Below are 19,028 nucleotides of genomic sequence, written 5' to 3' on the forward strand. Positions count from 1 at the left end.
TCAGACCATGCCCTTCAGGGCGCGACGGATGAGTTCCTCGCTGGAAAGGTCTTCCCCTTCCACGGCGGCGACGGCGCGACTGGCTTCCTGCGGCTTGAAGCCCAGGGCGACCAGGGCGCTGACCGCATCGGCCTCGGCACTGGCAGCGACCGGCGCCTGGTTCGGCAGCACCAGGGGCGCGATGGTGGGCAGATTTTCCCAGGCCTTGAATCTGTCCTTCAGTTCGACCAGCAGGCGCTCGGCGGTTTTCTTGCCCACCCCTGGCACCTTGACCAGGACGGAGGTGTCCTGGGCCTGAACACAGCGAACCAATTCATCCACCTCGAGACTGGACATCAACGCCAGGGCCAGCTTGGGGCCGACACCATTGAGTCGGATCAGCTCGCGAAACAGCTCACGCTCGCGTTTTTCGCCGAACCCATACAGCAGGTGCGCATCTTCCCGTACCACGAGGTGGGTATGCAATGTGACGACCTCACCCTGGGCCGGCAGCCGATAAAGGGTCGTCATGGGCACCTCGACCTCGTAGCCGACTCCACCCACGTCGAGCAGGAGATGGGGCGGCTGCTTGTCCGCCAGGGTGCCACGTAGACGACCGATCACAGGGATACCTTCCTACCGTTGGAGCGAGATGTTGTGCGGATGAGACTAGAGACGCAGACGACCGCCACGGCGGCGGGTCGCGAGCAGGCCATGGGGCACCAGGCTTTGCCGGGTATGGGCATGGCAGAGGGCGATGGCCAGGGCATCGGAGGCGTCGATCTGCGGCTTCTCGGTCAGCCGCAGCAGGTGCATGACCATCAGCATCACCTGCTGCTTGTCCGCTCCGCCGCTACCGACCACGGCCTGCTTGACCTGGCTCGCGGTGTATTCGCTGATTTCCAGGCCACCCTCGGCACCGGCGACGATAGCCGCACCACGTGCCTGACCCAGCTTGAGCGCCGAGTCGGCGTTGCGCGCCATGAACACCTGCTCGATGCCCATGGTCACCGGCCCGTATTGGGCGATGACGTCACGCACGCCGCGATAGACGATCTGCAGCCGCTCCGGCAAGGGACCGTTGCCCGTACGGATACAGCCAGAGGCGACGTATTCGCAGCCACGCCCGGTGTCGCGCACCACGCCGAAGCCGGTCAGCCGGGAGCCGGGGTCGATCCCCAGCACCAGGGTTCCGCCAGCCGGGTCGAACGGCGCGCGCTCATAGAGGGACATCAGCCGAGCTGCGCCATGACGTCGTCGGGAATGTCGGCGTTGGAGTAGACGTTCTGCACGTCGTCCAGGTCTTCGAGCATGTCGATCAGCTTGAGCACCTTCTGCGCCGTTTCCAGATCCAGGGTCGCGGAGGTCGAGGGGATCATGGTCACCTCGGCTTCGTCGGCCTTGTAGCCGGCGGCGGTCAGGGCTTCGTTGACGGCGATGAAGTCGGCGAAGCTGGTGAAGACGTCGATGGAGCCGTCGTCGTTGGCCACCACGTCGTCGGCTCCGGCTTCCAGGGCGGCTTCCATCAGGGCGTCCTCGTCGAGGCCCGGGGCGTAGCTGATCTGGCCCTTGCGCTCGAAGAGGTAGGCCACCGAGCCATCGGTGCCCAGGTTGCCACCGCACTTGTTGAAGGCATGACGAACCTCGGCCGCGGTGCGGTTGCGGTTGTCGGTCATGGCTTCGACGATGAGGGCGACACCGCTCGGGGCGTAGCCTTCATAGGTCAGCTCCTCGACGTTCTCGCCTTCGCCGGCGCCCACGCCGCGGGCGATGGCCCGGTCGATGGTGTCGCGGGTCATGTTGGCGGTGAGCGCCTTGTCCACGGCCAGGCGCAGACGGGGGTTATCCGCCGGCACGCCGCCGCCCTGGCGCGCAGCCACGGTCAGTTCACGGATGATCTTGGTGAAGATCTTGCCTTTCTTGGCGTCCTGACGCTCTTTGCGGTGCTTGATGTTGGCCCATTTGGAATGACCGGCCATGAGCTACTCCATTGTCTTGACGAGAACTGCGCCGGGCGACTAGGCCATGCGCAGTGGAACGAAGAAACGGAAGGCGCCCTGCTCGGGCCGCCCTCCTCCGGTATGGCTTATTCCGCCTTGGGCTGCTCGCGCAGGCGGATATGCAGTTCGCGCAGGGCCTTGGCGTCGACCGCGCCGGGCGCCTGGGTCATGACGTCGGCGGCGCTCTGGGTCTTCGGGAAGGCGATGACTTCGCGAATCGACGAGGCGCCGGTCATCAGCATCACCAGGCGATCCAGGCCGAAGGCCAGACCACCGTGGGGCGGGGCGCCGAACTTCAGGGCATCCAGCAGGAAGCCGAATTTCTCTTCCTGCTCTTCCTCGCTGATCCCCAGCACCTCGAAGACGGCCTGCTGCATCTTCTTGTCGTGGATACGGATGGAACCGCCGCCCAGCTCGGTGCCGTTGAGCACCATGTCGTAGGCGCGCGACAGCGCGGCACCGGGGTTGGCCTTGAGCTCGTCCGGGCTGCACTTGGGCGAGGTGAAGGGGTGGTGCATGGCGGTCAGGCTGCCGTCGTCGTTTTCCTCGAACATCGGGAAGTCGACCACCCACAGCGGGGCCCACTCGCAGGTCAGCAGCTTCAGGTCGTGGCCGAGCTTGATGCGCAGCGCGCCCAGGGCCTCGGAGACGATCTTGGTCTTGTCCGCACCGAAGAAGACGATATCGCCGTCGACCGCACCGACGCGGTCGAGGATGACGTTGATGTTGTCCAGCGGGATGTTCTTGACGATCGGCGACTGCAGGCCTTCGACGCCGGCGGCGCGCTCGTTGACCTTGATGTAGGCCAGCCCCTTGGCGCCGTAGATGCCGACGAACTTGGTGTAGTCGTCGATCTGCTTGCGCGGCATGCTCGCCCCACCCGGTACCCGCAGGGCGGCGACGCGGCACTTGGGATCGTTGGCCGGACCGGCGAAGACCTTGAAGTCGACGTCCTTGAGCTGGTCTTCCACGTCCACCAGCTCCAGCGGGATGCGCAGGTCCGGCTTGTCCGAGCCGAAGCGACGCATGGCTTCGGCCAGGGTCATGTGCGGCAGTTCGCCGAATTCGACGTCCAGCACTTCCTTGAACAGGTTGCGCACCATGGTCTCGGTGATGTCCATGATGTCTCGTTCATCGAGGAAGCTGGTCTCGATGTCGATCTGGGTGAATTCCGGCTGGCGGTCGGCGCGCAGGTCCTCGTCGCGGAAGCACTTGGCGATCTGGTAGTAGCGGTCGAAGCCGGCCACCATCAGCAGCTGCTTGAACAGCTGGGGCGACTGCGGCAGGGCGAAGAAGCTGCCGGGATGAGTGCGGCTGGGCACCAGATAGTCACGGGCACCCTCGGGGGTGGCGCGGGTCAGGATCGGTGTCTCGACGTCGAGAAAACCGTTTTCGTCCAGATAGCGGCGGATGCTGGAGGTGATGCGCGAACGCAGCTTGAGCTTCTCGGCCATCTCCGGGCGACGCAGGTCGATGAAGCGGTAACGCAGGCGGGTTTCCTCGCCGACGTCGGTGTATTCGTTGAGCGGGAACGGCGGGGTTTCCGCCTCGTTGAGCACGTCCAGCTCGTAGCCGAGCACCTCGATGGCGCCGGACGCCATGTTGGCGTTGCGCGCGCCCTCGGGACGCAGCCGCACCTTGCCGGTGATCTTGACCACGTACTCGCTGCGCACCCGGTCAGCCTTGGCGAAGGTCTCGGCGCGATCCGGATCGAACACCACCTGGGCCAGGCCTTCGCGATCGCGGATGTCGAGGAAGATGACCCCGCCGTGGTCACGGCGGCGGTGGACCCAACCGCAGAGGGTGATTTCCTGGCCGTCCAGGCTCTCGTTCAACTGGCCGCAATAGTGGCTGCGCATCATGATGGTGTTTTCGCTTCTCTAGAACAGGCTGAATGCGTGGAGGCGCCAAGCCGGCAAGACCGGGCGCTCGACAGAACGGGTGATTCTATATCATTCCGTATCATTGTATCGAACATCACGCCGCCTCTCGCCCTACAAACACTGGCTAAACGGCCAGCAGTTCTGTGATAGCCTCGAAGCCTTTCGCAACCGACCGCACAGGAGCCATAAGAATGGAAATCAACATTGGAATCGCCGAACAGGATCGCGCCGAGATCGCCGCCGGCCTGTCGCGCCTCTTGGCCGATACCTACACCCTGTACCTGAAGACCCATAACTTCCACTGGAACGTGACCGGGCCGATGTTCAACACCCTGCACCTGATGTTCGAGACCCAGTACACCGAACTGGCGGTGGCCGTTGACGACATCGCCGAGCGTATTCGCGCCTTGGGTTTCCCGGCGCCCGGCACCTATGCCGCCTATGCGCGCCTGTCGAGCATCAAGGAAGAGGAAGGGGTACCGGACGCCCAGGAGATGATCCGCCTGCTGGTCCAGGGCCAGGAAGCCGTGGTGCGTACCGCCCGGGGTATCTTCCCGCTGCTGGACAAGGTCAACGACGAGCCCACCGCCGATCTGCTGACCCAGCGCATGCAGATCCACGAGAAGACCGCCTGGATGCTGCGCAGCCTGCTCGCCGCCTGAGTTGTCGCACTGTCGCGGGCCACGGCCTGCGACAGCGCCACGATTGAGCCGCCTTCACCTTTTCGGTTTAATAAGGACGCGCGTTCTGCGCCGGGTCACGCCGCTGCCGTGCATCGCCTTGGCAGTTTCGGCAGACCCGCGTTCTTGACTCCAAGGTGATTTCACATTGAACACGTTATCTACTGTCCATGTCGTGGTGGGCGCTGCTGCGCTCTTGTTATCGGCTATTCCCGGACTGCAGTCCGACACCTCTACCTTCGACCAACCCGAGTCCATCCATCTGGCCCTGCTGGGTCTTGCCACCCTCCTCTTCACACCCTTCTCCCGCAGCCGCAGCAGCGGCGCCCAGAAAATCGCCAGCGCCCTGCTGGTGCTCGCCGTCGTGGTGCAAACCTTCATCCTGCTCGCACCGCTCTCCCACATCGGCGGCGTGCCCGCTGAATTGCTGCCCCTGGGCATGACCCTGGTCGCCGCCCTGGCCAGCCTGCCGGAGAAGTTTCGCGCTCCGGCCAGCGGCACTGCTGCAATCGAACCCGAGGCGCGTCCGCGGCCGACGGTTCGCCCGGCTCCGGTCGCCGCCGCCCCGGCACGTCCGCTGGCGGATGACCGCGAGCGCGGCACGGTGAAGTGGTTCAACACGTCCAAGGGCTTCGGCTTCATCTCCCGCGACACCGGCGACGATATCTTCGTGCATTTCCGGGCGATCCGCGGCGAAGGCCACCGGGTGCTGATGGAAGGTCAGCGCGTGGAGTTCTCGGTGATCCAGCGCGACAAGGGCCTGCAGGCCGAAGACGTGGTCATCGCGGCCTGATCCTGTTGGCAAAAAGAAGGGCCGCCCTCGGGCGGCCTTTCTTTTTGGGCGAGAGTCCTGGGCGGCAATTACTGCCGCTGGGCGGCGGCGGCCTTGCTGTCGGTCATGCCGGTGGTGTTGCCCAGCAGGCTGGCGGTGGCGGTCTGGATGAAGGCTTCCAGGCGCTTCTGCAGCTCGGGCGCACTGGCGTCGCCCTTGAGCACTTCGCCGCCGGCCTGGGTACCCAGGTGGTAGCGATAGAGCACGGCGTCGCGATCACGCGGCTTGACCAGGATGCGATCGCCGGTCACCAGGGCGACGGTCTGGTCGCTACCCGACGGCTTGATCACGGCGACGCCCTGGTCGCCCTGGGGCAGGCCGAGCAGGTCGCGCCCCCAGCACTGGTGCTGGGTCGGCTGGCCGAAGCGGGCCAGGACGGTGGGTACCACGTCGATCTGGCTGCCCACGGTGTCACGGCGGGCGCCGAAGGTTTCCTGCACGCCCGGACCGATCAATAGCAGCGGCACGTTGAAGCGTGACAGGTCCATCTCGGTGATCTGCTCGTTATTGCCGAAGCCGTGGTCGCCGAGGATCACGAACAGAGTGTTCTTGTACCAGGGCTCGTTTTTCACCTTGGCGAAGAACTGGCCCAGCGACCAGTCGGCGTAGCGCATGGCGGTGAGGTGCTCGTCGAGCGAGCCATGCCCGGTGACCGGCGTGACCGGCAGGTCCTTGGGCAACGCATAGGGCGTATGGTTGGACAGCGTCTGCAGCAGCGCATAGAAGGGCTTGCCGTCCGGCGCCTTGGCCAGCTTGTCCAGTTCCTGCACCGAGCGGTCGAACATGTCCTGGTCAGAGACGCCCCAGGTCGGATCCATGAACACCGGGTTGACGAAGTCTTCACGGCCGACGAAGCGGGTCATGCCCTGATTGCTGAAGAAGCCGGACTGGTTGTCCCACTGGAAGTTGCCGTTGTAGACGTAGACGTCGTCGAAACCCCGGGTGCTGAGCAATTGCGGCAGGCCGGAGAACTGGTGGGCGCCCTCGGGCATGCGCATCAGGTACTCGAAGGCCGGCAGGTTGGGGAAGCAGGCCATGCTGGCGAACATGCCCTGGTGGGTATGGGTGCCGTTGGAGAAGAAGCGGGTGAACAGGGTGCCTTGCTTGGCCAGGGCATCGAAATTCGGGGTGATGCCGTCCTGGTTGCCGAGGGCGCCGATGTAGCGACCGGCCATGCTTTCCATGAGGATGACCACCACGTTGCGTACCTGGGGCAACTTGCCTTCGGCGGGCGGCGTGTAGATCCGGCGGATGGCGGCCTTGTCGGCGTCGATCAGTTCATCGCGCGGGGTCAGCAGCATTTGCCGGGTGACGGCCAGGGCCTCGGCGGCCGGCATGGTTGCCTTCCAGCTGTTGTCGCGGTGATCGGAGAAGCTGTTCTCGGCGGCATTGATCAGGGTCAGGGTGCCGTTCAGGCCGAGGTGATTGGCGAACATCGAATCGGTGGTGTAGGCATCGCCCCAACGCAGCGGCGGACCGGATCTCAGGGTGCCCCGGGCGGCGATGACCGCCACCACCAGGCAGAGCAGGAACACCGCACCCCGGCGATACCAGACCGGCGGACGCGGCGCGGCATAGCGGCGGGTGGCCCGCTCGATGCCGAAGAACACCAGGCCCAGCAGCAGCGTAGCCACGGCCCAGGCCAAGAGCAGACGCACCACTGGGAAGCCGTTCCAGATCATGCTGGTGACGGTATGCAGATCTTCCTGCATGTATTGGAAAACCAGGCTGTTCAGGCGCTGATGGAATTCCCGGTAGAAGTTCAGCTCGCCAACGCCCAGCAGCAGGCAGAGGCTGGCCGCCAGGGTGAACCAACCGGCCTGCAGGCGACGCGCGGCCATGGCTCTGGCGCTCAACAGGCAGAGCAGCGAGGGTACGCAGATATAGACCACCAGGCGCAGATCGAAGCGAGCACCGTTGAAGAAGGCTTCGGCGAAGGTGGCGAAGGGCGAATTGCCTATCAGGTCGGTGTTGTAGCCCAGCAGCGCCAGGCGCAGCAGGGTGAACATGACCATCAGCGCCAGGGCGCAACCCAGCACGAAGCTCAGGTGGCTGCCCAGCGTCGGCACCGGCCGGACGCCGGCGGCGCGTGGGGATTGGGGGACTTCCGTTTGCGACATGAAAACACCTGGTCAAAGGGGCGGGAATTCGCGGCGGGGCCGCTCGGCAACGACGGCGAGGACGTCTCGCGCGCAGCCGACAGGCGGAGGAGTGTAACCGCCCCGCTCCGCTGCGCCAGCCTTGTAGCGCCCTGATTTGGCGCGGCGAGACGCCGGCCGTGCCGGAAATTGCGCAGCCTGACGCAGGCATCGTCAAATTTTCGTCAAGGGATTGTCTGGAGACGACCTCCGCGCAGGCATGGGCGGCAGCCAGCGCTTGCAGTAAAATCCAGCACCTTTTCACCGCTCCAGCGCCGTATTCAGGATGCCCCATGGCTCACCGTGACGCTCTGCAGGTGCTGCGCACCTATCTGACCAGCCAGATCCTCGGCCAGGAAACCCTGGTGGAGCGGCTGCTCATCGCAGTGCTGGCGGATGGGCACCTATTGGTGGAAGGTGCGCCGGGGCTGGCCAAGACCAAGGCCATCAAGGACCTGGCGGAAGGCCTGGAGGCGGACTTCCACCGCATCCAGTTCACCCCCGACCTGCTGCCCGCCGACATCACCGGCACCGAGATCTACCGCCCGGATACCGCGAGCTTCTCCTTCCAGCAGGGACCGATCTTCCACAACCTGGTCCTGGCCGACGAGATCAACCGGGCGCCGGCCAAGGTGCAGTCGGCACTGCTGGAAGCCATGGCCGAGCGCCAGGTGAGCATCGGCCGCACCTCCTACGCCCTGCCCGAGCTGTTCCTGGTGATGGCGACCCAGAACCCCATCGAGCAGGAGGGTACCTATCCCCTGCCCGAGGCCCAGCTCGACCGCTTCCTGATGCACGTCAAGATCGGCTACCCCGACGCCTCGGTGGAGCGCCGCATCCTGGCCCAGGCCCGCGGCGAGGCCCTGGAGGGCGAAACCCTGCCGACCGAGCGGGTCAGCCAGGCGGCCATCGCCGCGGCGCGCCGCGAGGTATTGAGCCTGTACATGGCCGATGCCGTGGAGGAGTACCTGGTGCAGCTGATCATGGCGACCCGTACCCCGGGGCGTTTCGACCAGGATCTGGCGCACTGGATCACCTATGGCGCCAGCCCGCGCGGTTCCATCGCCCTGGATCGCTGCGCCCGGGCCCATGCCTGGCTGGCGGGCCGGGATTTCGTCAGTCCGGAGGATATCCAGGCGGTGGTGTTCGATGTATTGCGCCATCGCATCATCCTGTCGTTCGAGGCGGAGGCTGCCGGCATCGATCACGACCGGGTGGTGCAGCGCATCCTCGATCTGGTGGCCGTGGCCTGAGATGGCCGAGCGCAACGGCGTGACCCTGGGCCTGGCCGAGCTCATCGAGATGCGCCACCGGGTGGTCGAGGTGCAACTGTTTTCCGCCGCCGGACGGCGCAGCCCATTGATCGGCCTGCACCACTCGCGCCTGCGTGGCCGCGGCGTGGACTTCGACCAGGTGCGCGCCTACCAGCCCGGCGACGACGTGCGGGCCATCGACTGGCGCGTCACCGCCCGCACCCGCGAGCCCCACACCAAGTTGTTCCACGAAGAGCGCGAACGCCCGGTCTATCTGCTGCTGGAGCAGAGTCCGCGCACCTTCTTCGGCACCGGCCAGCAATTCAAGTCGGTATTGGCCGCGCGGCTGGCGGCCCTGATCGGCTGGGCGGTGCTGGAACACAACGACCGGATCGGCGGCATGATCTTCGGTGGCGAGCGCCTGCACGAGGTACGCCCGCGGCGCAGCAAGCAGAATCTGCTGCGCTTCTTCGACCATCTGCTCAACGCCAATCGCGCCTTGCAGGATCCGGCACTGGCCCAGGTACCGCGGATCAGCTTCAACCAGGTCTTGCGCCGCGCTCGGGAGGTGCTGCGCCCGGGCAGCCTGGCCCTGGTGATCTGCGACGAGCGCAGCCTGGACGTGGCGACCGAGCAACACCTCACCCTGCTGTCGCGGCACAGCGATCTGGTCCTGCTGCCGCTCTCCGATCCGCTCGATCACGCCCTGCCCCAGGCCGGCCTGCTGAGATTCACCAGCGGCCAGGCCGAGGTCGAGCTGGACACCGATCGCGCCGACGTCCGCCAGGGCTATGCCGAACAGGCCGCCCACCGTCGCGAGCGCTGGACCGAGCTCAGCTTGCGCCTGGGCATTCCGCTGTTGCCGCTGTCCACCGCCGACGACCTGGTCGAGCAGCTCCGCCATCTGCTGCGCCAGCATCGTCCGGGGTATGCCTCGTGAACCCCGGCGTACCCAATCTGGAGCCGTTGCGCCTGCCGCCGGAGCCGCCCTTCTGGCCGCCCGCGCCGGGCTGGTGGCTGCTGGCACTGGTGGTGCTGGCACTGGGCCTGTTCCTGCGGCATCGCCGTGGCCGCCGCCCGTTGGTCACCGCGCCGGTCATCGAGGAAAGCAGCGAGGAAGACCTGCGCAGTACCGCCCTGGCCGAACTGACCCGCCTGCCCCGCCCCTACGGTGCCCCGGCCGGCCCCTGGCTGCAGGCGCTCAACGCCCTGCTCAAGCGTCTCTGCCGTGCCAGCTATCCGGATCAGATCAGCCAGACCCTGAGTGGTCGCGACTGGCTGGCCTTTCTCGATTCCCGCTGCCCGGCGGCCGGCCTGACGCGCTACATGATCCTGGTGGATGGCGGCTACCGTCCGGATCTCCGGCTCGAAGACCGCACCATCGACGGCTTGCAGGACGCGGTCGCCACCTGGATCCGCAAGCATGTTTGAATTCGCCTGGCCCTGGCTCTGGCTGCTGGCACCGCTGCCCTGGCTGCTGCGCGTGCTGCTGCCCGCCGCGGACAGCGGCCAGGCGGCCCTGCGGGTCGAGTTCCTCAGCGAACTCACGCATCTCGGCGGTCGTACCGCGCGCTCCGGCAGCCTCAGCGGCGCCCGGCGCCTGCTGCCCTACCTGCTGGGCTGGCTGCTGATCCTGGCCGCGGCGGCCCGGCCACAGTGGGTGGGCCCACCCCAGCCGCTCGCCGTGAGCGGTCGCGATCTGCTGCTGGCGGTGGACGTCTCCGGCTCGATGGACACCCCGGATATGCAGCTGGGTGACGAGAACGTCAGCCGCCTGACGCTGGTCAAGCAGTTGCTCGGTCGCTTCATCGACAGCCGCCAGGGCGACCGGGTCGGGCTGATCCTGTTCGGCTCCCAGGCCTATCTGCAAGCGCCCTTGACTGCCGACCGGCGCACCGTGCACACCCTGCTGGACGAAGCCCAGATCGGCCTGGCCGGGCGCAACACGGCGGTGGGCGATGCCGTGGGCCTGGCGGTCAAGCACCTGCGCAAACGGCCGGACAACAGCCGCACCCTGATCCTGGTCACCGATGGCGCCAGCAACGGCGGGGTGGTGACGCCTGCGGTGGCGGCCGCCCTGGCGGCGAGCGAGCGGGTCCGGGTCTACACCCTGGGCATCGGCGCCGATCCGGACCCGCTCGCCGCCGGGAGCACGCCGAGCGACCTCGACGAGCCGATGCTGCGCCATCTCGCCGAAGTCACCAACGGCGCCTACTTCCGGGTGAGATCCAGCGAGGAACTCGCGGCGGTGTCCCGCCAGCTCGACCGCCTCGAACCCATCCGCCAGCAGCCCGACCAGGCTCGCCCGACCAAGGAACTCTATCCCTGGCCCCTGGCCATGGCGTTGCTGCTTGGCCTGGCCATGGCCGTCGCCCGCCTGCCACTGCCCGAGCGCTGGCGCCGCCTGGGAGGACGCCCATGAGCGACTGGCTGCCGCTGTTCTTGCGCCCGGCCTGGCTACTGGCGCTGCTGCCGGTCGCCCTGGTGATCTGGGCATTGCGCCAGCGCCGCCATCGTCATGGCAGTTGGCTGGCGCTGCTCCCACCCGCCCTGCATCCCTGGCTGCTCAGCGACGGTGACCGCCAACGCTCGCCGCTCGGCTTGAGCCTGCTGGGCGCCGCGGGACTGCTGGCCTGCCTCGCCTTGGCCGGCCCCAGTTGGCAGCAAGGCGAGCAGCAGAGCTTCCGGCGTAACGATCCCCTGGTGGTGGTACTGGCGCTGACCCCGGATCTGCTCGCCACCGATGTCACCCCCAATCGCCTGCTGGCCGTGCAACGCAAGCTGCAGGACCTGCTCAAGGCACGCCAGGATGGCGAGACCGCCATCGTCGTCTATGCCGGCAGCGCCCACACCCTGGTGCCGCTGACCGATGACCTGGCGACCACGGAAAACCTGCTGATGGCCCTGCGCCCCTCGATCATGCCGGTGCCGGGTCAGCGCGCCGATCTGGGTGTCGCCCAGGCGTTGCAGCTGCTCGGACCGGCGCCGAGTCCGAGCGCCCGCCTGCTGCTCATCGCCAGCAGCCTGGATGATCGCGAACGCCAGGGTATCGAGCGCCTGCTGCAGGGCCATCTGCGCCAGCTGGCGATCCTCGGACCGGGCACGCCGCAAGGCGCCCCGGTGGCGACCGAGACGGGCAACTACCTGAGCGACGCGGCGGGTGGCATCCGTATCGCCCGCCTGGCGGAAGGACAATTACAGGGCCTGGCTCAGACCCTGGGGGGGCGTTATCAGCGGCTGCAACGCGACGACAGCGACCTGCGTCGGCTCGGCCTGCTGGAACGCCCGGACGAGGTCAGGCTCAACGACGGCGAAGGCCCCTCGGGCTGGCGCGACCAGGGCTATCTGCTGCTCCTGCCGCTGCTGCTACTGGTCGCCTGTGGTGCGCGGCGCGGCTGGCTGCTGTGCCTGCCCTTCTGTCTGCTGCTGACGCCGCCACCCGCGCAGGCGGGCGGCTGGGACGACCTCTGGCTAAGACGCGACCAACAGGGCATGCAACTGCTGGGCGACGATCAACCCGCGGCAGCCGCCGAACGCTTCGCCGATGAGCGCTGGCGCGGCGTGGCCCTCTATCGCAGTGGCGACTATCCCGGTGCCGCCGCCGCCTTCGCCCGCGATCCTTCCGCGGACGGCCACTACAACCGAGGTAACGCCCTGGCCATGGCCGGTCGCTACGACGAGGCGCTACGTGCCTACAACGCCGCGCTGGTCCTGCGTCCGGACCTGGCCGTCGCCCTGCGCAACCGTAACCGCCTCGAGCGTCTGCTCGCCCAGCGCGCGGCCGCTCAGGCAGAGGCCGCCGCCCGCAGCCACAAGCCCCAGGCCGCCACCGCGACCAGTGGCCAGGCCGACGAGCTCAGCAATGCCAGCAGCGCCAGTCCCGACACCACCGCCGCAGCCAGCCCGCAGTTCCAGGCCCAGGCCGGCGCCGACTGGCTGGTCAGCCCCAGCTCCGCCGACGATCCTCAGGTGGAAGAGCAACGCCAGGCGGCCGAACAATGGTTGCGGGAAATTCCCGACAATCCGGCCGACCTCTTGCGTCGCAAGTTCTGGTATCAGCAGCAACAACGTGAGGAGAACGCGTTGCAATGAAGCCCTATCCGTTGCTCGTGACCCTCGCGCTGCTGGCGCCCGCCCTCCAGGCGGCCGATCTCAGCGCGCGCCTGGAGCGCAGCCAGGTCGGTGAAAACGAGACCCTCGACCTTATCCTCGAAACCACCGACCCCGCCCAGTTCGGCAAACCCGACCTCGGTCCGCTGGCGCAGGACTTCAAGGTGCTGGGCGTCCGGCAGAACAGCCTGCCCCCTGGCGAACGAGTGACCACCCGTTGGAACGTGACCCTGCAACCCAAGAGCAGCGGTGCCCTCACCATTCCCGCCCTTACCCTGGACGGCGCCCGCAGCCAGCCGCTGAGCGTGACCGTCGAGGCGAGCGCCGCCAAGCGGCATACCCGCGAACCCGTCTATCTGGAAGCGTCCGTGGACCGTACCAAGGTCTACGTGCAGGCGGAGGCTATCCTTACCATCCGTCTCTATCACGCGGTGGCGCTCTACGACGACCACGTGCTGACACCGCCTACCCCCAGCGATGCCCGGGTCGATCTGCTGGGTACGCCGCAGGTCTACGAGCGCGACATCGACGGCGTACGGCATGGGGTGATCGAATGGCGCTATGCCATCCATCCCCTGCAAAGCGGCACCCTGGTGCTGCCGCCCCAGACCTTCAGTGCCACCCTGGCCGGCGGCATCGACGACAGCTCGCGGGCCGGCCAGCCGATCCAGTTGCGCACCCAGGCCTTGACCCTGGAGGTCCAGCCCCAGCCGGCAGGCTATCCACCACAAACGCCCTGGCTGCCAGCGCGCAGCCTGACCCTCACCCAACAGTGGAATCCCGCACCGGAAAACGCTCGCGAAGGCAGTGCCCTGACCCGGACGCTGCAATTGCGGGCCGAGGGGTTGGCAGCGAGCCAACTACCGCCGCTGGTGCTGCCCGAGGTCGCGGGCGTGAAGCGCTACGCTGAACAGCCGCGGTTGTCCGTGCAGGCGCAGCCCAGTGGACTGGTCGGCCAACGCGAAGAGCGCATCGCGCTGATCCCGACGTCCACCGGCGACAAGCTGTTGCCACCGGTGGAGGTGGTCTGGTGGAACACCGAGACCGATACCCTGGAGCGGGCGACCTTGCCGGCGCAAACCCTGGTGGTCGCCGAAGATCCGACCCTGCAACCCGCCCCCACGCCGAGCACGGCCAAGGCCGCCAGCGGCGAACGCGGCCTGTGGCGCTGGCAACTGGCGACCGCCTTCCTGGCGCTGACCACCCTGCTGGGCTTCGGTCTCTGGTGGCGGGCGCGGCGCCAGCCGGCGGTCTTGCCGGCGACGCCCGGCGTGGACAGTCGCCTGCAACGCGAAGACCTGCTGCGCGCCTGCCAGAGCAACGATCCCCACGCCACTCGCCATGCCCTGGACGCCTGGGCCCGGCAGCAACCGGAAACCTTGGCCGCCATGGGTGCCCGCTTCGAACCGCTGGCCGCCGCCCTCGACGATCTCAATGGCGCGCTGTACAGCGAAGCCGGTCAGCGCTGGCAGGGCGAGACGCTGTGGCAGGCGATCAACGCCCTGCCACCGCTCACGCCCGAGGCGGTTCATCACACCCTACCGCCGCTCTATCCGCGCTGAGCGGCTTCCTCCAGGCGCGCCAGGCGCTCTTCCAGCGTGGCGATCCGGGCTTCCAGGGCTTCCAGCCGTCCTTCGCGACCACCCGCTGACGCCGCGCCTTCGCTGGCACTGCCCAGCTGAGCGATCTGGGCCTCGCGCTCCGCGGCACTGCCGAACAGATGCAGGTAGCGCTCTTCGCGCTGCCCGGGCTGACGGCCAAGACCGACAGCCAAGCCGCGGGCGATCAGGCGCTCCAGGTGATGGCGCACCTGCTCGGTATCGTCGAAGGCATGCATCCGCCCGCTGCGGGCGAGCAACTCACCCAGGGTCTGGGGACCGCGCAGGAACAACAGCGCACAGAGCACCCACTGCGGGGGTGGCAATTCCAGCGCCTTGTCCAGGCGCTGCTCCCAGCGATCCGCCCGACTGCCCATCACCAGACGGGCCAGGCCGCGCTCTTCCAACCGCCGCAGCCCCTGCCCCACTTCGCCCGGGGTCAGGTTGAGCACCGGCTCGCGACTGGTCTTCTGGTTGCAGGCCAGTACCAGCGCATTGAGGGTCAGCGGATAGGTTTCTGGCGTGGTCAGCTGCTTTTCGATCAGGCTGCCGAGGACGCGGATCTCGGCCGCGCTCAGCGGTTCTTCAGCGAAGGCAGGGGTGGCTTCTTGGCTCATGGCGAACTCCGCAAGGATGAGGCGCCAGCCTAGCCTGCCGTCAGCGCCGTCGCCACTGGGGCACACCAATCAACACCACGGCACCGACGATGACCAGCATCGCCAGCATTTCCGCCGGCCCGATCCGCTCACCGGCGAACAGCGTCCCCAGGAGCACCGCCACCACCGGATTGACGTAGGCATAGCTGGTAGCGGCAGCCGGTCGGACTCGCCCGAGCAGATAGAGATAGGCGCTGAAGGCGATCAGCGAACCGAAGACCACCAGGTAGCCCAGCGCCAACCAGCCGCCCAGTGTCGGCCACTGCTGCAACTGCTCGCCACTGAACCGGCTGGCGAGCAACAGCGCGGCACCGGCTACCAGCATCTCCACCGCGCTGGCCATGGCGCCCCGTGGCATTGGCAGGTAGCGACTCCAGATCGAGCCGAAGGCCCAGGCCGCCGCCGCGAGCAGGATCACCGCCGCGCCCAGGGGCGTCGCGCTCATGGTGTCGCCCAGATTGAGCAGCGCGATGCCCACCAGCCCGAGCGCTATGCCAGCCCACTCCAGCAGGGTATTGCGTTGCCCCCAGAGCAGGCTGAACAGCAGGGTGAACAGCGGTACCGTGGCGATCGCCAGGGCCGCGACGCCCGAGGTCACGCCCCAGTGCTCGGCCAGGGTCACGCCGCCGTTGCCGACGCCCAGCAGCAGGATACCGATCACCCCGGCAGCCAGGGTTTCACGCAGGTTCGGCCAGGGCGCGCCGCGCCAACGCAGCCAACCAAGCATGAGCAGGCCAGCCACCGTGAATCTCAGCCCCGCCATCAACAACGGCGGCCAGTGGGCGATACCGAGACGAATCACCAGATAGGTGGAGCCCCAGATCACATAGAGGGCGAAGAAGGCGCCCAGCAAGGGCAGCCAGGTGGGCAGGCGCGGCGCGCTGCAGGGCGAGGCGGAGGTATCCATGCGCAACAGATTTCCAGGGGGTGTCCGGTAGATATTGTAGGAGCGGGTGCGCAGGAGGCTAAGATACAGTCACTGGAGAAACAGCCAGAATGACCTTCGACTCAGTGGCTTTTGTGGGAGCTGGCCTTCGATTCGAAGGCTCAAGGAGCAAAGGATGGATCACCTCGATCGACGCCTGATCGACCTGCTGCTGGTGGATGGCCGCGCCAGCTACGCCGAGCTGGGCCGCCGACTGGGGCTTTCCGCGCCAGCCATCGCCGAGCGCGTCGCCAAGCTCGAGGACGCCGGGATCATCACCGGCTACGGCGCCCGCATCGATCGCCGCGCTCTCGGCTACGGTACCGAATGCCTGATCTCCTTGCGCCTGCACAGTACCAGCCAGGGACCGCTGCTCAAGAAGCTGGAAGCCCTGCCGCAGTTGATCGCCTGCCACCGCGTCACTGGCGAGGATTGCCTGATGCTGCGCGCTGCCGTGCGTGACATGGGCGAGCTGGAGGCCCTGATCGATACCCTGATGACCTTCGGCATGAGCCGTACCGTGGTAGTGCTGTCGACGCCTTTCGAACGCCCGCTGCCGCTCGACTCCGCCTGACGCCGCCCATGAAAAAGCCCCGGGCCTTGCGGCGCCGGGGCTGTGGGGGCTAGACGCTAGATGAAGGAGTCGTCGTCACCGTTGTCATCGAAGAAACCGCCGCCGCCGTTATCACCGTAGTCGGCCGCATCCTGGAAGCCACCGTTATCCTGGAAGCCGTTGTTGTCCTGGAAACCGCCAGCGTCCTGGAAGCCGCCGCCATTGTCGTAGTTGCCATTGTCGGCCCAGGCATCCTGGGGACCACCGCCAGCGAAGCCAGGGTCGGTAGGCGTTTCGTTGATGACGTTGACGATCTCCTCGGGCTGCGAGTGATGGAACAGCCCGGAGATGGCCTGGGCCGCCAGCATGCCACCTGCCACGCCGGCTGCGGTCTGCAACGCGCCGCCCATGAAGCCGCCCATGCGCGAGGGCGCGGCTTGAGGTGCGGCATAGCCCGGCGCCGGTTGGCCATAGCCGGGGGCGGGTTGGGCGTAGCCGGGGTTGGGCTGGCCGTAACCGGGACGGGCCGCTGCCGGACCGGGATCGTTCCAGCCGCCGCGTGACGGCGCCGCGTTGCTGCTTGGCGCCTGTGCGCTGGAGGACTGGCCGCCACCGAACAGGCTAGAAAGAAAGCCACCGCTGCTGGGCCGGTTCTGTTGCAACTGCGCCATCTGGCTCTCCAGCTCCTTGACCCGCTGGTCGAGGCGCTTGATGGCGGCCTCCTGGATCAGCATGGCCTGGGCCATGTAGTAAGGCGCGGCCGGTTGCTCGCGCAACCGCTGTTGAATCAAGGCCTCGGCTTCGCGATCCCGGGGCGCGGTCTGGGCTTCCGTGGTCTTGAGGCGGTCGAACAGACCCTCGATCAATTGGCTTTCTTGGCTGTGCATGGTGACCCTCCGCAAACGAGCTACTGATGGCGTTCCCCTGGGAACGGCCTGAATGTCGAAAGGCGCACCACGGTGCGCTTGCTGTTCAGATAATGGCGGGCCAGCCGCTTTTCAAGATTGATCACCTGCATGTTCAGCCTGGATTCAGCCAGTCCCTGCAGCCCAGGCGCAATCATCGATTGCTCAGGCTTGGAAAAGGCGCTGGGCGGGGGAGTTCCAGGTTCCGGGCGAGTCTGGACAATTGGCGGCTACTACCGGACGCTGGCCCCTTTCGCCGAGGACCGACCATGCCGCCGCTGCTTCTCTTAATCGATCAGCAACAGGGTATCCGCGCTCCCCACCTGGGGCCGCGCAACCATCCCGAGGCCGAGCTGCGCATGGCCGAGCTGCTGGCCACCTGGCGCCAGAGGCGTGCGCCGCTGATCCATGTCCGGCATCTCTCGCGCAGCCCCAGCTCGGTGTTCTGGCCCGGCCAGCTCGGCGTCGAGTTTCAGCCAGAGCTGGCGCCCCTGCCCGGAGAAACGATATTCGACAAGCAGGTCCCCGATGCCTTCACCCATAGCGGCCTGGAGCGCTGGCTGCTCCAGCGCGGCATCGAGGAGCTGCTCATCTGCGGTGTGGCCAGCGAGAATTCGGTGGAAGCTACCGCCCGTAGCGCCGGTAATCTCGGCTTTCGCACCTGGGTGGCGGAAGATGCCTGCTATACCTTCGCCAAGGCCGACTTCGCCGGACGAGCTCGCAGTGCCGCTGAGGTCCATGCGATGGCCATGGCCAACCTCGACGGTGAATATGCCACCGTCATCTCCACCGCCCTGTCGCTCGAACGCCTGCGAGCAGGCAGGTCGTCCTGCTAGACTGCCGCCCTGCCCGTCTGGAATAGCTGCATGAACCCTGTCGATATCCTGCGCGACTCGCTGTTGTTCTTCGCCCGCAACCTGCGCCCCCTGGCCATCCTCACCCTGCCCTGGCTGCTACTCGAATCCCTGCTGCGCTACCAGGTGCTGGAGCGTTTCGGCGTGAGCAACGGACTGTGGGACATGCTGGTCAGCCTGCTGTGCTATCCGTTGTATACCGCCTCACTGCTGATCTTTCTCGAGGCGCGTACCCAGGGCACTACACCGCGACTGAGCGGCGTCTGGGGCGCTGCGCTGGTGCTCTGGCCGCGCTTCGCCATCCTGGCGGCGATCACCTCGGGGTTGGTGATGCTGGGCTTTTCGCTGTTGATCGTCCCGGGCTTCCTGATCATGACCCTGCTGGCCTTCGCCGAGAACCTACTGGTATTGGAAGGACGGGCACCGTTGGATGCCCTGCGCGGCAGCCTCCGCATGACCCGCGGCCATTTCTTCACGCTGCTGGCCTGCATCCTGGCGACGGTCTTGCCCGCCTGGCTGATCGATGCCTGGATCGCCCAGCACTTCGCCAAGGCAGCGACCTCGGAGATCGTCCTGCAGACCCTCTCGGGCCTGCTGCAACTGATCCCCAGCATCGCCATCTATCGCATCTACATGCTGGTCAGGCCAGCAGCCTGACCAGG

At 67.0% G+C, this 19,028-nt stretch carries 19 protein-coding genes and 1 pseudogene; 12 read left to right on the forward strand and 8 right to left on the reverse strand.

Annotation, left to right across the window (positions count from 1 at the left end):
- From ruvA to aspS, 4 genes are all read right to left on the reverse strand, one after another.
- A complete protein-coding gene (gene ruvA, locus FAZ11_RS20330) occupies window positions 1–603 on the reverse strand; it encodes a Holliday junction branch migration protein RuvA (protein ID WP_058761243.1) in 603 nt (200 codons plus the stop codon).
- Window positions 604–648: 45 nt separating this feature from the next.
- Window positions 649–1,212, reverse strand: a complete 564-nt coding sequence (ruvC, locus tag FAZ11_RS20335) for a crossover junction endodeoxyribonuclease RuvC (RefSeq protein WP_058761244.1) — start codon at window positions 1,210–1,212, stop codon at window positions 649–651.
- A complete protein-coding gene (locus tag FAZ11_RS20340) occupies window positions 1,212–1,958 on the reverse strand; it encodes a YebC/PmpR family DNA-binding transcriptional regulator (RefSeq protein ID WP_058761245.1) in 747 nt (248 codons plus the stop codon). The genes ruvC and FAZ11_RS20340 overlap by 1 nt, the downstream gene beginning before the upstream one ends.
- A gap of 107 nt (window positions 1,959–2,065) precedes the next feature.
- Window positions 2,066–3,841: an aspartate--tRNA ligase gene (aspS, locus tag FAZ11_RS20345; protein WP_058761246.1), complete on the reverse strand. Its 1,776-nt coding sequence runs from the start codon at window positions 3,839–3,841 to the stop codon at window positions 2,066–2,068.
- Window positions 3,842–4,053: 212 nt separating this feature from the next.
- On the opposite strand from aspS, the gene FAZ11_RS20350 reads away from it, so the two are divergent.
- The 3 genes and pseudogenes from FAZ11_RS20350 (at window position 4,054) to FAZ11_RS25070 (ending at window position 5,335) form a co-directional block, all read left to right on the forward strand.
- A complete protein-coding gene (locus FAZ11_RS20350; RefSeq protein ID WP_058761247.1) occupies window positions 4,054–4,524 on the forward strand; it encodes a Dps family protein in 471 nt (156 codons plus the stop codon).
- A 166-nt stretch (window positions 4,525–4,690) separates the two neighbouring features.
- Window positions 4,691–4,999, forward strand: a pseudogene (locus FAZ11_RS25240) (cold shock domain-containing protein membrane protein); the annotation flags it as partial.
- Between the two features lie 120 nt (window positions 5,000–5,119).
- Window positions 5,120–5,335 (forward strand): cold shock domain-containing protein, encoded by a 216-nt coding sequence (locus FAZ11_RS25070; protein ID WP_160923550.1) that lies wholly within the window; start codon window positions 5,120–5,122, stop codon window positions 5,333–5,335.
- A 68-nt stretch (window positions 5,336–5,403) separates the two neighbouring features.
- Here FAZ11_RS25070 and FAZ11_RS20360 read toward each other — a convergent pair whose 3' ends face one another.
- Window positions 5,404–7,494, reverse strand: coding sequence for an LTA synthase family protein (locus tag FAZ11_RS20360; RefSeq protein ID WP_058765988.1), 2,091 nt, complete (start codon window positions 7,492–7,494; stop codon window positions 5,404–5,406).
- A gap of 311 nt (window positions 7,495–7,805) precedes the next feature.
- Here FAZ11_RS20360 and FAZ11_RS20365 point away from each other — a divergent pair, with 311 nt between their 5' ends.
- Genes FAZ11_RS20365 through FAZ11_RS20390 form a run of 6 tightly spaced genes read left to right on the forward strand, consistent with a single transcriptional unit; the run spans window position 7,806 to window position 14,437 of the window.
- Window positions 7,806–8,765: an AAA family ATPase gene (locus FAZ11_RS20365; RefSeq protein WP_058761250.1), complete on the forward strand. Its 960-nt coding sequence runs from the start codon at window positions 7,806–7,808 to the stop codon at window positions 8,763–8,765.
- A 1-nt stretch (window position 8,766) separates the two neighbouring features.
- Window positions 8,767–9,705: a DUF58 domain-containing protein gene (locus FAZ11_RS20370; protein WP_058761251.1), complete on the forward strand. Its 939-nt coding sequence runs from the start codon at window positions 8,767–8,769 to the stop codon at window positions 9,703–9,705.
- The gene (locus tag FAZ11_RS20375) at window positions 9,702–10,196 is read left to right on the forward strand and encodes a DUF4381 domain-containing protein (RefSeq protein ID WP_058773042.1); all 495 of its coding nucleotides are present in this window, start codon (window positions 9,702–9,704) and stop codon (window positions 10,194–10,196) included. The genes FAZ11_RS20370 and FAZ11_RS20375 overlap by 4 nt, the downstream gene beginning before the upstream one ends.
- Window positions 10,189–11,187: a VWA domain-containing protein gene (locus tag FAZ11_RS20380; protein WP_058773041.1), complete on the forward strand. Its 999-nt coding sequence runs from the start codon at window positions 10,189–10,191 to the stop codon at window positions 11,185–11,187. The genes FAZ11_RS20375 and FAZ11_RS20380 overlap by 8 nt, the downstream gene beginning before the upstream one ends.
- Window positions 11,184–12,857, forward strand: a complete 1,674-nt coding sequence (locus tag FAZ11_RS20385) for a tetratricopeptide repeat protein (RefSeq protein ID WP_058773040.1) — start codon at window positions 11,184–11,186, stop codon at window positions 12,855–12,857. Before FAZ11_RS20380 ends, FAZ11_RS20385 begins: the two co-directional genes overlap by 4 nt.
- Window positions 12,854–14,437: a BatD family protein gene (locus FAZ11_RS20390; protein WP_058773039.1), complete on the forward strand. Its 1,584-nt coding sequence runs from the start codon at window positions 12,854–12,856 to the stop codon at window positions 14,435–14,437. Before FAZ11_RS20385 ends, FAZ11_RS20390 begins: the two co-directional genes overlap by 4 nt.
- Here FAZ11_RS20390 and FAZ11_RS20395 read toward each other — a convergent pair.
- Both FAZ11_RS20395 and yedA read right to left on the reverse strand, forming a co-directional pair.
- On the reverse strand, window positions 14,425–15,090 hold the full coding sequence (locus tag FAZ11_RS20395) for a YceH family protein (RefSeq protein ID WP_058761256.1): 666 nt from the start codon (window positions 15,088–15,090) through the stop codon (window positions 14,425–14,427). The genes FAZ11_RS20390 and FAZ11_RS20395 overlap by 13 nt on opposite strands.
- A 40-nt stretch (window positions 15,091–15,130) precedes the next feature.
- A complete protein-coding gene (gene yedA, locus FAZ11_RS20400; RefSeq protein ID WP_058773038.1) occupies window positions 15,131–16,036 on the reverse strand; it encodes a drug/metabolite exporter YedA in 906 nt (301 codons plus the stop codon).
- A 154-nt stretch (window positions 16,037–16,190) separates the two neighbouring features.
- Here yedA and FAZ11_RS20405 point away from each other — a divergent pair, with 154 nt between their 5' ends.
- Window positions 16,191–16,628: an Lrp/AsnC family transcriptional regulator gene (locus tag FAZ11_RS20405; RefSeq protein ID WP_058773037.1), complete on the forward strand. Its 438-nt coding sequence runs from the start codon at window positions 16,191–16,193 to the stop codon at window positions 16,626–16,628.
- Window positions 16,629–16,684: 56 nt separating this feature from the next.
- On the opposite strand, the gene FAZ11_RS20410 is transcribed toward FAZ11_RS20405, so the two are convergent.
- Entirely contained in the window at window positions 16,685–17,494 is an 810-nt protein-coding gene (locus FAZ11_RS20410; RefSeq protein ID WP_058765980.1) for a DUF2076 domain-containing protein, read from the reverse strand.
- A 287-nt stretch (window positions 17,495–17,781) separates the two neighbouring features.
- On the opposite strand from FAZ11_RS20410, the gene FAZ11_RS20415 reads away from it, so the two are divergent.
- The gene (locus tag FAZ11_RS20415) at window positions 17,782–18,348 is read left to right on the forward strand and encodes a cysteine hydrolase family protein (RefSeq protein WP_058773036.1); all 567 of its coding nucleotides are present in this window, start codon (window positions 17,782–17,784) and stop codon (window positions 18,346–18,348) included.
- Window positions 18,349–18,378: 30 nt separating this feature from the next.
- Window positions 18,379–19,023, forward strand: coding sequence for a YciC family protein (locus FAZ11_RS20420; RefSeq protein ID WP_058765978.1), 645 nt, complete (start codon window positions 18,379–18,381; stop codon window positions 19,021–19,023).
- Window positions 19,024–19,028 lie beyond the last annotated feature (5 nt).

The organism is Pseudomonas rhizoryzae (assembly GCF_005250615.1).
Classification (GTDB): domain Bacteria; phylum Pseudomonadota; class Gammaproteobacteria; order Pseudomonadales; family Pseudomonadaceae; genus Chryseomonas; species Chryseomonas rhizoryzae.